10 protein-coding genes and 4 pseudogenes are annotated in these 12560 nt (G+C 39.5%); 12 read left to right on the forward strand and 2 right to left on the reverse strand.

The features are described from left to right. The first annotated feature begins 6 nt into the window (after positions 1 to 6). The 6 genes and pseudogenes from P4S65_RS11155 (at position 7) to P4S65_RS11180 (ending at position 5306) form a co-directional block, all read left to right on the forward strand. Positions 7 to 1371 carry a MotA/TolQ/ExbB proton channel family protein gene (locus tag P4S65_RS11155; protein WP_033037762.1) on the forward strand — a complete coding sequence of 455 codons (1365 nt, stop codon included), beginning with the start codon at positions 7 to 9 and terminating at the stop codon, positions 1369 to 1371. Continuing rightward, positions 1371 to 1895 carry a MotA/TolQ/ExbB proton channel family protein gene (locus P4S65_RS11160; protein ID WP_002961709.1) on the forward strand — a complete coding sequence of 175 codons (525 nt, stop codon included), beginning with the start codon at positions 1371 to 1373 and terminating at the stop codon, positions 1893 to 1895. Before P4S65_RS11155 ends, P4S65_RS11160 begins: the two co-directional genes overlap by 1 nt. 14 nt (positions 1896 to 1909) lie before the next feature. Beyond that, positions 1910 to 2314, forward strand: a complete 405-nt coding sequence (locus P4S65_RS11165) for an ExbD/TolR family protein (RefSeq protein ID WP_002961710.1) — start codon at positions 1910 to 1912, stop codon at positions 2312 to 2314. After that, positions 2314 to 2931 (forward strand): energy transducer TonB, encoded by a 618-nt coding sequence (locus tag P4S65_RS11170; RefSeq protein WP_033016273.1) that lies wholly within the window; start codon positions 2314 to 2316, stop codon positions 2929 to 2931. Before P4S65_RS11165 ends, P4S65_RS11170 begins: the two co-directional genes overlap by 1 nt. Positions 2932 to 2942: 11 nt before the next feature. Beyond that, the gene (locus P4S65_RS11175; protein WP_007375869.1) at positions 2943 to 4202 is read left to right on the forward strand and encodes a tetratricopeptide repeat protein; all 1260 of its coding nucleotides are present in this window, start codon (positions 2943 to 2945) and stop codon (positions 4200 to 4202) included. A 61-nt stretch (positions 4203 to 4263) separates the two neighbouring features. Further along, positions 4264 to 5306 (forward strand): annotated as a pseudogene (locus tag P4S65_RS11180) (hypothetical protein). Between the two features lie 16 nt (positions 5307 to 5322). Here the strand turns inward: P4S65_RS11180 and P4S65_RS11185 are convergent. Both P4S65_RS11185 and P4S65_RS11190 read right to left on the reverse strand, forming a co-directional pair. Further along, positions 5323 to 5649, reverse strand: coding sequence for a TraR/DksA family transcriptional regulator (locus P4S65_RS11185; RefSeq protein WP_007375867.1), 327 nt, complete (start codon positions 5647 to 5649; stop codon positions 5323 to 5325). A gap of 61 nt (positions 5650 to 5710) precedes the next feature. Further along, positions 5711 to 6690 (reverse strand): annotated as a pseudogene (locus tag P4S65_RS11190) (tRNA-dihydrouridine synthase). A 225-nt stretch (positions 6691 to 6915) separates the two neighbouring features. On the opposite strand from P4S65_RS11190, the gene P4S65_RS11195 reads away from it, so the two are divergent. The 6 genes and pseudogenes from P4S65_RS11195 to dnaX all read left to right on the forward strand — a co-directional run bounded on the left by P4S65_RS11195 (position 6916) and on the right by dnaX (position 12557). Continuing rightward, positions 6916 to 7350 (forward strand): HvfA family oxazolone/thioamide-modified RiPP metallophore, encoded by a 435-nt coding sequence (locus tag P4S65_RS11195; RefSeq protein WP_007375865.1) that lies wholly within the window; start codon positions 6916 to 6918, stop codon positions 7348 to 7350. A 67-nt stretch (positions 7351 to 7417) separates the two neighbouring features. Beyond that, a pseudogene (locus P4S65_RS11200) lies at positions 7418 to 8274 on the forward strand (HvfB family MNIO-type RiPP peptide maturase). A 36-nt stretch (positions 8275 to 8310) separates the two neighbouring features. Further along, positions 8311 to 9062 (forward strand): annotated as a pseudogene (locus tag P4S65_RS11205) (HvfC family RiPP maturation protein). Positions 9063 to 9134: 72 nt separating this feature from the next. After that, a complete protein-coding gene (locus P4S65_RS11210; protein ID WP_007375862.1) occupies positions 9135 to 9257 on the forward strand; it encodes a hypothetical protein in 123 nt (40 codons plus the stop codon). 159 nt (positions 9258 to 9416) lie between these two features. Next, on the forward strand, positions 9417 to 9962 hold the full coding sequence (apt, locus tag P4S65_RS11215) for an adenine phosphoribosyltransferase (RefSeq protein ID WP_007375861.1): 546 nt from the start codon (positions 9417 to 9419) through the stop codon (positions 9960 to 9962). A 3-nt stretch (positions 9963 to 9965) separates the two neighbouring features. Beyond that, a complete protein-coding gene (gene dnaX, locus P4S65_RS11220) occupies positions 9966 to 12557 on the forward strand; it encodes a DNA polymerase III subunit gamma/tau (RefSeq protein ID WP_337120156.1) in 2592 nt (863 codons plus the stop codon). The last annotated feature ends 3 nt before the right edge of the window (positions 12558 to 12560 follow it).

The following is a 12560-nucleotide window of genomic DNA, read 5'->3' on the forward strand; positions in this document are numbered from 1 at the left end:
TCAATAATGAAGAAACTATTTAAAGGTTTTGCTGTTGCAGCAGTACTAACTGTTTCTGCAGGTACCGCGCTTAATGCACATGCAAATACTGGAGCTCTAGATAAAATCCTTGAGCAAGTAAAGCAAGAGCGTATCTCTGAAGGTAAAATTAATAAGCAACGTGAGCAAGAGTTCTTATCTGAACGTGCTGACAAGCAATCATTACTTAACAAAGCTAAAAGCCAACTTGCTTCTGAAAAAGCACGTGGCGTTAGTTTAGCTAAGCAATATGCACAAAATGAAAATACTTTAGCAGAGAAAGAGCAAGCTCTTCAAAGCGCACAAGGTACTTTAGGTGAAATGTTTGGTGTTGTACGTCGTGCAGCTCAAGACGCTATCGGTTCGATCGAAGCATCACTTGTTAGTGCTGAAAAGCCAGGTCGTGCTGAAATATTACGTTCATTAGCTGCTGCTAAAGAACTTCCAACTGTTCGTGAATTAGAAGAACTTTGGATTTCACTACAAACAGAAATGACTGAATCAGCTAAAGTTTCAACATTCGAAACTGAAGTTGCTGGCCTTGATGGTAACCCGTCAATGAAGAAAGTAACGCGTATCGGTAACTTTAACTTAGTTACAGACGATGGTTACTTAATTTATTCACCAGAGACTAAGTCTATCCAGCCTCTAGGTAAGCAACCAGATGGTTACATTTTAGACGGTATCACAGCGCTTGAAAATACATCTCCAGATAACTACGCTGGTGTTTATATTGACCCGACTCGTGGTGCTATCTTACGTATCAATACTCAAAAAGCGACCCTTATGGAATACTTCCATCAAGGTGGCGTAGTTGGTTATATCATCACAGCCCTACTAGGCCTAGGTATGCTAATTACTCTAATTCGCTTTGTTGACCTTACGCTTACTACTAGTAAGATTAAGAGCCAACTTAAAAATGTTGCTACACCGAATACAAATAACCCACTGGGTCGTATTCTTAAAGTGTACCATGACAACAAGAACCAAGATGTTGAAAACCTTGAGCTTAAACTTGATGAAGCGATTCTACGTGAAACGCCACGCATCGAAGCTGGTATCAATATAATCAAGATTCTTGCTGCAATCGCACCATTACTAGGTCTACTAGGTACTGTAATCGGTATGATCTTAACGTTCCAAACAATCACATTGTTCGGTACGGGTGATCCGAAGATCATGGCAGGTAACATCTCTCTAGCACTTGTAACTACAGCGCTAGGTCTAATTGCTGCATTACCACTAATTCTACTTCATGCTCTAGTAGCTGGTCGTAGTAAGTCGGTATTACACATCCTTGATGAGCAAAGCGCGGGTATCGTTGCTACTCACGCGGAGAAGGAGAAAGCCTAATGCTAGTCCTGATGGAGATATGGGAATCTATCAGGGATTTTGTTGGCACAGGCGGCCAGGTTTTATACGTGGTCGCGATAGCACTCTTTCTGATGTGGGTTTTAATGATTGAGCGCTATTGGTTCTTACTTGCAGAGTTTCCTCGCACAGCGAAAGAAATTGTAGCAAAGTGGGATGCCCGCCAAGACACTACGTCTTGGTACGCACACAGAATCCGTGAAGCATGGATTTCTGAAGCGTCTGAAAAATTAGATCAGCGTATGTTGTTGATTAAGACATTAGTAGCTGTTTGTCCTTTAATAGGCTTACTTGGTACTGTTACTGGTATGATCTCGGTTTTCGAAACCATGGCCAACCAGGGTACAGGTAACGCAAGATTAATGGCATCAGGTATTTCAATGGCAACAATCCCGACAATGGCTGGAATGGTTGCGGCACTATCTGGAGTATTTTTTAGCTCACGTCTTGAGACAAAAGCTAAAATGGTGAAAGCCAAACTTATTGATAGTATGCCTCATCACTAGAGAGAGAATTAAATATGGCACGTAAACAACGTTTTCGTGAAGAAGAAGAAGCAGCGGTTGATATGACGCCAATGCTTGACATCGTATTTATCATGCTTATTTTCTTTATCGTAACTACATCGTTCGTTAAAGAGGCTGGTATCGAGGTCAATAAACCAAAAGCTGCCCAAGCTACTAAGCAAAAAAATGCTAACATTTTTATTGCTATCCGTAGTAACGGCGAAATCTGGATTGATAAACAGCAGGTTGATGTTGAACGTATTTCAGCAAAAATCGAAAGTTTATTAGCAGAACAACCTACTGAAGTTGTGATTTTGCAAGCTGATAAAGAAGCAAAACATGGCGTAGTGGTTAAAGTTATGGACCAGATTAAAGCGACGGGTGATAACCTGAGAATTTCAATAGCTGGAGATCAGTAATGATTCGTTTTCTGTTTTCACTGATTGCAGGTGGGGCAGTTACTTTCGGCTTGTTCTACTTCATGGCTTTCCTCATCTCTGGTGGGGCTGACCGTAATACGGAACAAAAAGAGCAGATCATAGTCGAAATAATGACGAATCCGCCTGAATCTAAGGTGCAGGAGAGGAAGCGTGTACCGCCTCCGCCTCCTCCGCCGCCAAAGCAGCCGCCTAAACCGCAGCCGCCACAGCCGGAAAATAACAGTCCAACACCTGGTGCTATGTCATTTAATATGGGAAGCATTGATGTTGGTAGTTCGGCAGGTGGACTAAGTGGTCCTGGTGCATTTGGACGTGATGGTGATGCGACACCTATCGTTCGTATAGAACCAAAATATCCAACGCAAGCAGCACGTGATGGTAAAGAAGGTTGGGTTCAACTTTCGTTCACAATTGATGAGTTAGGTGGAGTAACTGACGTTGAAGTAATTGACGCCGATCCAAAACGTATCTTTGACCGTGAAGCTAAGCGCGCATTGCGTAAGTGGAAGTACCGTCCTAAGATCATTGACGGGAAACCTCAAATACAACCGGGTTTACAAGTTCAATTAGACTTTAAACTTAACCAAGGCAATTAAGGAGGCGAGTAATGAGAAATTTTTCTAAAGTAACTGCTCTTGCGATTCTTATGTCTGTGTCAGGTGCTACATTAACAGCATCTGTTTTAGCGGCGCCAGACTACGCAAAGATTGAAGAGCGTAAGAAAGCAAAAACTAAAATCATGGGCGAGCGTACTGGTAAAAAGGTAATTAAAGCGTTTGATTTGTACGGTGAAGAAAAAGTTGAAGAAGCAATTGTTCTGCTAAAAGATATTGATCCATCTAATGACTTTGATAAGGCGACTGTAAATCGTTACTTAGGTAGCATGTACGCGCAGGTAGAAAAGTATGATGAAGCGATTAAATATACTAAGCAGGCGGTTGCGCCAGATGTTTTAAACTTTGCTGATCAGGAACAATCCCTTAAGTTATTAGGCGATTTACTTATTGGTACTCAAAAGTATCAAGAAGCTAAAAAAGCATATTTAGCATGGATTGATTTTACGGGCGATGAAGATCCGAAAGTTTACACACGTATTGCGCAAGCTAACTACGAGTTGAAACAATTTCGTGATGTTTTCGGTCCAGCAGACAAAGCAATTTCGCTTCAAAAGGAGCCGAACAAAGCTCCTTACCAATTAAAGTTAGGCTCTTACTTCGAGCTTAAAGACTATAATAATATGGTCAAAGTTGGTGAAGAAATTGTTCGTGTTTGGCCTGATGATAAAAAAGCTTGGGTTAGTTTAGGTAAATATTACCTACAAACTGAAAACTACAAAAAAGGTCTTTCGACCATGGAAGTAGCATTCAACCAAGGTTTTTTTGAAGCTGAAGTCGATTACAAAGTATTGTCTAACTTCTATTCTTTAAATGAAATTCCTTTTAAAGCGGCTGTTACGCTTGAGAAGGCTATTAAAGAAAAGAATGTTAAACGTACTAAGCAAAACGTTAGCGCGATTGCGAGTAATTACCATCGTTCTAAAGATCTCGTTAAAGCTGCTAAGTATTATGAAGAAGCTGCTAAATTTGATGAAGACGCTGAGCTTTACCGCAAAGCAGGTTCATTACTTTTACAGTCTGAAAAATTTAGTGCTGCTGTTGTTCGTTTGAACAAAGCATTAGAGCTAGGCTCTGATAAAAAGGGCACTATTTACTCAGATTTAGCTGAAGCATATTATTACCAAGGCAAGTACAAGCAAGCTCATGCTGCTATTACTAAAGCCATGGATGACCCACGCACTCGCAAGTTTGCAAAGGGTTGGGCTACATACATTAAAGATAAAGCCGCTCGCAACGGTGTTAAAATTTAATTTTTATTAGCTAAAGCAACTTTTAAAAAGCCCCTCTGGGGCTTTTTTTATTGGAATTACTATGTATAAAAAGCTCTCTTTTTCATTACTACTGTGCCTATTTTTAGCCGCATGTTCAAAGCAGCCTCAACCTTATGAGTCATTTGAAGATGCACAAGTCGGTTTAAAAACTTTAAACATGGCGCTTGTACTATCAGGCGCTAATAAAACAGATAATATTACTAAAGAGCAATTGGTCTTTTCTGATGCATATTTAGCTAAACGCCATACTATTTATCAGAACTTAATGGGCATGGAGCTTAATCTCAATCAAATAGCACAAGTAAATTACTTGGTTATTGCCGAGCGTTTTCCTGAGCGCTATTTTAATTGGCCGGCTCAAGTAGATGTATTAAAGAACATGCTTGCTTTTGAAGGCACAAAAAACACACCGGATAATGTTATTACCTGGCTTAAGTTAACCCAAGAAACGTTAGACAGTGCTAAACAAAGCAATTTAAAACTGAATAAAGTTGAACTTGCATTGTTACAAAGTTATGTATTGAGTGCGATAGGCACTAACGACGTTCAACCAGCGCTTAAGAGCCATATAAGGGCTTTTAGCGATTATTTAGCTAGTTACAGGCCCAGGGGAGTGTTGGTCTAAGAGGCCTGCCAAATGGAACCCAGTGGTATCAGAGCAAACTTAATTACTTTAGTGGCGAAGTACATTCACCATTAGAATGGGTTACTCTTTTAAATGAAAAAATAAAAGTATTAGATCGTGTTGCATTCGACAGTAAACAGCCAACTTCTCACCAGAAATCGTTTTTAGTTCAGTATTTATCTAATGAAAAATTAATAGAAGGCTTGGATTGGCAGGCTAACTATCAAGATTTACCTGCAATGGCGAGCAATATGGACATGTCTGATAAAGATAAAGCATTGATGCTTGCGATGATGGAATCAGATATAGGTATTCACTATCATGCGTGGACTTTGCCTCAAGCAAAGGTGAACCTTGTAAAGCGCCTAAAAATGAGTCCAGAAGAGGCTCAGTATTTAGTTGAAGATATAATTCTCTACCCTGGGCAATCATTTAGTTTTATAAAGCAAATGATGTAATGATGTGAAAGTGCGCTTATGGTGCGCACTTTATACATCGTTGAGTTGCAGGGTCTTGCTCAAGTAACTTTGCTGATATTTTTTCTTCGCAGTCACAACAGTAACCATATTGGCCAATCTCTATTTGGCTAACGGCAGCTTCTAATTTAGTCATACGACTAATTAAAATAGCATACTCCGGACCTAACTTTTCTGCTGCACAGTCTAACCATTCATTGTTGGCTTTATTATCTAAAATTTGTATTAAATGGTGATGTGCAGGGTAGGCTGATTTAGAAAGCATAGTTAATATATTTAATTTAACTTGCGCTATTTCATCGTTCAGTCTTTGTTGATGATGCATTATCAGTACAACCTTATTAAATTGGCTTTACGTTATACTGATATTATCTATAAGCTTTAAGTTAGCTGTTATGATTTGAATCAAGTTGCGGTGCTTTGGCGTATTTATTTAATACGCTTGCCACATCTTCTTTACTTTTTAAACGTCTGATTTCATCAAATAAATCGATAGCTTGTGGGTATTGGCGTTTTAGGTAACCAAGCCATTGTTTAGTACGTGACGCAAAATATTTTTCATTCTTTGCAGGGTCTTGATGGATAGCAGAGTGGATTAAGTGATAAATAATATGCTCCCACTCAAGTCCATCGTATTGTTCATTATTTACATGAGCTTTAATTTTTTTGCTAAATCAGGGTGCGAAAGGGCGCCACGACCAAGCATTAAATCAGTACATCCACTTCGTTTTTGGCAAAGCATTGCGTCTTCTACTTGCCAAATTTCACCATTGGCAACAACGGCAATATTTTTATCTTTTATTATTGGTGGAATTTTTTCCCAATAAGCAGGCGGATTATAGCCATCACGTTTGGTGCGAGCATGTATTGCAATGCTATTTGCTCCAGCACTGACAACCGCATCTACAATTTCTTGGCTGTTACTATCATCATCAAATCCTAAGCGGATTTTTGCACTAACTTCATGCTGATCATCTACAGCGTCTCGGACTGCTTTAATAATCGTATACATGTGGTCAGGATCTTTAAGCAGCACAGCCCCGCCTCGACTACGGTTAACCGTTTTTGCAGGGCAACCAAAATTAAGATCAACACCGTGAGAACCTAATGCTATAGCTCTAATCGCATTTTCTGCTAAAGGGTTTGCTTCTTGTCCGAGTAGTTGGATACGCACAGGCGTTCCTGCTCGCGTAAAACCATTATTATGTAATTCAGGGCAATAGCGGTGAAAAACTTTATCGGGTAAACATGTTTCAACCACTCTTACAAACTCGGTAACGCATAAATCGAACCCACCGATGTCGGTGAGTAATTGACGCATTTTAAAATCGACAACACCTTCCATAGGCGCTAAAACAAGTTTCATAAGGTGATTATTTCTGAGAAAAACAGGACGCATAGTTTACCTGTAAATCTTACATTGATAAATCTGTAATTACCGACCATATTTAATGAAGTAAGTGCAAAAGCAAATATTATGAAAATAATTGAAAGTTTTTATTTTTGTGCGGGTCTACTTAAGCATACAAGCAATTTAAAAATACATTTATATTGCTGAGATTTACAATCCTTGATTAAAGAGAGTCATAAAATGAATACAGTTAGAAAAAATACAATCGCGTTAACTTTAGGTGCAGTAGTTGTTGGCTCTGCAAGTTTTGTATCTGCTGATGTACAAGCTAACCCATTTGAGTTTCAACAATTAGTGACAGGTTATCAACTAGATGCTGCTGAAGGTAAATGTGGTGAAGGTAAATGTGGCGGCGATGCAAAAGGTAAAAAAGAAGGCAAGTGCGGCGAAGGCAAATGTGGCGGCGATGCAAAAGGTAAAAAAGAAGGCAAGTGCGGCGAAGGCAAATGTGGCGGCGATGCCAAAGGTAAAAAAGAAGGCAAGTGCGGCGAAGGTAAATGTGGCGGCGATGCAAAAGGTAAAAAAGAAGGCAAGTGCGGCGAAGGTAAATGTGGCGGCGACGCAAAAGGTAAAAAAGAAGGTAAGTGCGGCGAAGGTAAATGTGGTGGCCGTTAATATCTTACTTTAAATAAGGTATGCTAAAAGGGCCTTAAGGCCCTTTTTTGTTAAGTTAGAGGTAGTTATGACAAAAACTAAAAGTATAGATTTCGGAATGGTTGGTCTTGGCCTCCGACGAGAAATGCTTAATGAACTGCTTGAACACGTACCTAATCAAGTAGATTTTTTAGAAGTTGCACCAGAGAATTGGCTAAAATTAGGTGGGCGCTTTAAGAAACAGTTTAAAACATTAACAGATGCAAATAATTTTGTGTGCCATGGATTGTCACTTTCTATCGGCTCGCCCGAGCCACTGGATGTTGAATTTGTTAAATCTTTAAAAGTTTTTTTAAAGAGCACAATATAAAATTTTTTAGTGAGCACTTAAGTTACTGCTCTGGCGCGGGCCATATGTATGACTTAATGCCAATTCCGTTTACTCAAGATGCGATAGCACACGTTGTACCACGTATTAAGCAAGTTCAAGATATACTTGAGCAACAAATTGCGATAGAAAATGTTTCTTATTATGGTGCTCCTGGGCAGCAATTATCAGAGCTTGAATTTACGAATACTATTTTAGAGCAAGCTGACTGTAAGCTTTTACTCGATGTGAATAACATTTACGTTAATTCGATAAATCATGGCTATAACGCGCAAGCATTTTTAACAGGGTTACCTTCTGAGCGTATTGCTTATGGACACGTTGCAGGGCACTACAATGAGGCTGATGACTTAATAGTTGATACACATGGCGCAGATGTCATTGATCCTGTGTGGAAGCTACTTGATAAGGCGTACGAAGTACATGGTGTGTTTCCAACTTTGCTTGAGCGTGACTTTAATATCCCTACTATGAATGTGTTAACCAAAGAGTTGGATATAATTCATGGGCTGCAAGCTAAATACCTTAATTCAAGTGTTTCAAAACAACGAGCTTAATATAAGCCTTTATAAACATTAAAAGAGTGCCTAGTGATGAGCTTTATTGAAATACAAAACGAATTTATGGCGCATATTCGCGAGCCTAAAAAAATAAACGGCCCAGCGGTATTGAAGATAGACGTATGGCCATTTATCGCGATCTATTTTTTAATAATATTGAAGGTTTTGTATCATCAGGTTTTCCGGTGTTAAAAACCTTATACACAGACAAACAATGGCATTCCCTCGTACGTCAGTTCTTTAGCGAATATGATTGTCATTCGCCGTACTTTTTAGATATAGCAGGGGAGTTTATTAATTACTTATCAAGTGATTATAAAATGAATAAACACGACCCCGTGTTTATGCTAGAGCTTGCTCATTACGAATGGGTAGAGCTAGATGTATCGATTGCACATGAAGATGAGCAAGCGCAAAAACTACAAACAACAGCACTCACTAGTTCTGCTTTGTATTTATCTAACGCTGCAAGAAATTTAAGTTATCAATTTCCGGTTCAAAATATCAGCACAGAGTTTATACCTAAAGAGCCATCAACTCAGCCTAATTACTTTGTTGTATATAGAGACGAAAATGATGATGTGCAGTTTTTAGCAACAAATGCGATGACAGCTTTGCTATTGTCAATCATAGAGGTAAGTGAAGGTGCGACATTTGACAACGTTTGCCAACAGGTATTAGCTCACGCTCCACAATTTAATGCAGAGCAAATTGCTCAAGGTGCGTTGGTTACCCTTAATGCAATGGTTGAACGCGGTGTCATTGTGACAAAAAATCAAGATTAAGGTCTTTATTGATAATTTTACATCGTCTATTATGACAGCCTTATTTGCCGTGCTTAATAAAAGGTTGTACCAATGTCAGATGATAAAGACTTTAAAGATCCGTTCAACGCTACTTACTTTCTTGCATTTTTAGCTATATTTGCAGGAATTGGTTGTTTAAATGCAATTTTAGGTTGGATCACTAGCTTAACCTAAAATGCATAGCGTTTATTAAGGCTGTTGTTTACTTCAGCCTTGAACCTCTTTATTTTTAATTACCCCGCTTAAACTATAATAACGTCAAACTCGCATTTAAAGGTCAGTTAAGGTTATAATCACCTGCTTTGTAATATAAATAATTGAGCAGTTAAAATTATGACTCAAGTAACACCAGCAATTATCAAAAACAGCATCACTACAATTGCTGATTATCCAAAAGCGGGCATTATGTTTCGCGATGTAACTACTTTAATGGCAAATCCAGAAGCCTTTAAAGCCACAATTGACGCTTTTATCGCTGAATATAAAGATCAAGGTTTTACTAAAATAATTGGCACAGAATCGCGTGGCTTTATTTTTGGTGCGCCGTTATCTTACGCGTTAGGCATTCCCTTTATTCCAGTACGTAAACCAGGTAAGTTGCCGCGCGAAGTTATTCGTCAAGATTACTTGCTAGAATACGGTGAAGATACATTAGAGCTGCATGTAGATGCAATTGTACCTGGCGATAAAGTATTGTTAGTAGATGATTTATTAGCTACTGGCGGTACAATTGAAGCCACCGCTAAATTAGTTCATAAACTAGGTGGCGAAGCGACAGATGCAGCATTTGTTGTGTCATTACCAGAACTAGGTGGCGAGCAGCGCATCAAGAAAATGGGTATTAAAATCCTAAAATTGGTTGAATTCGAAGGCGAGTAATCGATGAGTTATCAGGTTCTAGCGAGAAAATGGCGTCCTCAAACCTTTCATGAATTGGTTGGGCAGTCTCATGTTAAGCAAGCGCTTGTAAATGCGCTTACACAAAATAGACTGCATCACGCTTATTTATTCACTGGAACCCGCGGTGTGGGTAAAACGACCATTGCGCGTATTTTTGCTAAAAGCTTAAATTGCGACGAAGGTATATCTGCAAATCCGTGTGGTCAATGTAGCAGCTGTTTAGATATAGAAGCAGGACGCTATATTGACTTACTCGAAATAGATGCGGCTTCTCGAACTAAAGTAGAGGACACCCGCGAAATACTCGATAACGTTCAATATGCGCCAACGCGTGGACGTTATAAAGTATATCTAATCGATGAAGTTCACATGCTCTCAAAGCACAGTTTTAATGCACTTTTAAAAACGCTTGAAGAACCACCAGAGCATGTGAAATTTTTATTAGCGACTACCGATCCGCAAAAGTTACCAGTTACTATTTTATCTCGTTGTTTACAATTTAACTTAAATGCCTTGTCGCAAAGTGAAATTAAAGCACAACTTGAGCACGTACTTACTCAAGAACAGCTCAGCTATGACAATGATGCACTTAGTATTATTGCAAAAGCCGCTGATGGCAGTATGCGTGACGCATTGAGCTTAACCGATCAAGCTATAGCACAAACAAATGGTGATATTAATAATCAAGCAGTACAAACAATGCTTGGTTTGATGGATACACATTATAGCCAAAGCCTATTAGCTGCACTACTTGCCCAAGATGGCACAGCTTTAATGAGCGAAATAGCACACGTTGCGAGCAGAAACCCAAACTATATTGCCTTACTTGATGATTTAATTGCGTTAACACATTTAACTCAACTGACTCAATTAGTACCACAGGCAGCAGGGCTTGATGAAACGAACGCTGATTACATAACGCACGTTGCACAGCATACGAGTCCGCAACAAATACAAATTTATTACCAGTTACTTTTAAACGGCAAAAAAGATTTACAATGGGCACCAGAGCCTCGATTAGGTTTTGAAATGCTTATGCTAAGATTATTAGCATTTAAGCCTACAGATGCCCAACAAGCTGTACACACTGCCAACGAAGAGCCCGTCCAAAATAAACAAGGCCGAGCAAATGCACTGCGAGATATATTAAATAAAAACAAAACATCGCAAGACACCGTAGCTAGCCAAAGCAGTGCTCCAGTAAATAATACTAAGCCAGTTAGCAATACAGAGCAGCCTATAGCCGTTGAGATAGAGCCTTTACCTAATGCTGCCGCTCAGACATCAAATAATGACGTTGTGCAAAGTAATAATGAGCCAGCCCAAGTTGCAGTAGTTCAACCAGTTCAACAAAGTGAAAACGCTTCAAAGCAACAGGCTTCAGCTAATGAGCCACCGCAAACCAATGTTGTTTCGGATGCTCAAACACAGCGTCAAAGTGAAGATGAAGCGTACATGCAACACAGTGATGTAGAGCAAACATTGGCCGCTCAGTTTGATGATGTGATGAGTAGCGCTGTTGATCAGGGGTTTAATCCACAAAAAGATATAAGTGCTAATCGGCAAAATCATTTGCCGGAACACTCAACAAGTATTGAAAAAAATAGTTTTGACCCGCAATCAGACTTGCAAAACCAGCAACAACACGATGAAAATGCTTCGATAGTTGAACGCGAGGCAAAAGCGCAATCGGCTATTGCGCGTATATTGCGTGATCGTAATATATCAGGCTCAGGAAAGCTTTCTGGGACAAACTTAAATACGGCAAAGGCTAGTTCATCAAACGTATCTAACAGCACTGTTACTAGCCGTACTCATAATGTCGGTGAAGTGCCAAAAAATGAAAATACAGTGGCTCAGTCAGCTGAGCGGCCAAATAGCGCTGTATCACAAAACCATAAGTCAGTACCTACAAAGTCAGACACCCCGCCGCCTTGGGCTACTGATACAGTAGGTGAAAGTGAAAAAAAGCCACCGCTCCCAGTAACGGGGAGCCAAACATCGGCTAATAATCAAGGTTTCGAAAAACCTAAAAAAATAGATTTTAAAGCAAAGCACCAAACAATTACTGAAAATCTAGCGCCAGAGCTGCTTGAGCAAATAAACCCTCAAAAAGTACCTGAAACAGCGCCCGAGGAAATTAGCATTCCCGTGCCTGATGATTTTCAAAGTCCAATTAGTGAAATTAGGTTTGCACACCAACAAGATGAGTGGGCTTATTTAATTAAACGTATGGGACTGGGCGGTCGTATGCGCCAATTTGCGTTGCATTCAATATTTACCAAGCAAGGCAACAGTTTACATATAGACGTTGATGAATCACAAAAGCATTTAGATACACCGATGCTTCGCCAAAGGTTAGATGCCGCATTGTCGAGTATTTATGAGCATAACGTGTCGTTAAGTATTAATTTCGCTAAGGGAGTTATTGACTCTCCTTATCTTATTCAGCAAAAAATTGATGCAGGACGTCATCAACAAGCAATCGATGTGATCACATCGGATGAAAACATAGTACAATTTCAGCAGATATTTAGCGCCGAAATCGATGAAAACAGTATTCAGGCATTGTAATTA

The sequence above is a fragment of the Pseudoalteromonas sp. B131b genome (genome assembly GCF_037162545.1).
In the GTDB taxonomy this organism is placed as follows: Bacteria; Pseudomonadota; Gammaproteobacteria; order Enterobacterales; family Alteromonadaceae; genus Pseudoalteromonas; species Pseudoalteromonas fuliginea.

What these genes read in the sequence shown, in the direction of transcription:
- P4S65_RS11165 (WP_002961710.1), top strand. Translation starts at nt 1,910, where the DNA reads ATGGCACGTAAACAACGTTTTCGTGAAGAAGAAGAAGCAGCGGTTGAT.
- P4S65_RS11155 (WP_033037762.1), top strand. Translation starts at nt 7, where the DNA reads ATGAAGAAACTATTTAAAGGTTTTGCTGTTGCAGCAGTACTAACTGTT.
- P4S65_RS11175 (WP_007375869.1), top strand. Translation starts at nt 2,943, where the DNA reads ATGAGAAATTTTTCTAAAGTAACTGCTCTTGCGATTCTTATGTCTGTG.
- apt (WP_007375861.1), top strand. Translation starts at nt 9,417, where the DNA reads ATGACTCAAGTAACACCAGCAATTATCAAAAACAGCATCACTACAATT.
- P4S65_RS11185 (WP_007375867.1), bottom strand. Translation starts at nt 5,649, where the DNA reads ATGCATCATCAACAAAGACTGAACGATGAAATAGCGCAAGTTAAATTA.
- P4S65_RS11160 (WP_002961709.1), top strand. Translation starts at nt 1,371, where the DNA reads ATGCTAGTCCTGATGGAGATATGGGAATCTATCAGGGATTTTGTTGGC.
- P4S65_RS11170 (WP_033016273.1), top strand. Translation starts at nt 2,314, where the DNA reads ATGATTCGTTTTCTGTTTTCACTGATTGCAGGTGGGGCAGTTACTTTC.
- dnaX (WP_337120156.1), top strand. Translation starts at nt 9,966, where the DNA reads ATGAGTTATCAGGTTCTAGCGAGAAAATGGCGTCCTCAAACCTTTCAT.
- P4S65_RS11195 (WP_007375865.1), top strand. Translation starts at nt 6,916, where the DNA reads ATGAATACAGTTAGAAAAAATACAATCGCGTTAACTTTAGGTGCAGTA.
- P4S65_RS11210 (WP_007375862.1), top strand. Translation starts at nt 9,135, where the DNA reads ATGTCAGATGATAAAGACTTTAAAGATCCGTTCAACGCTACTTACTTT.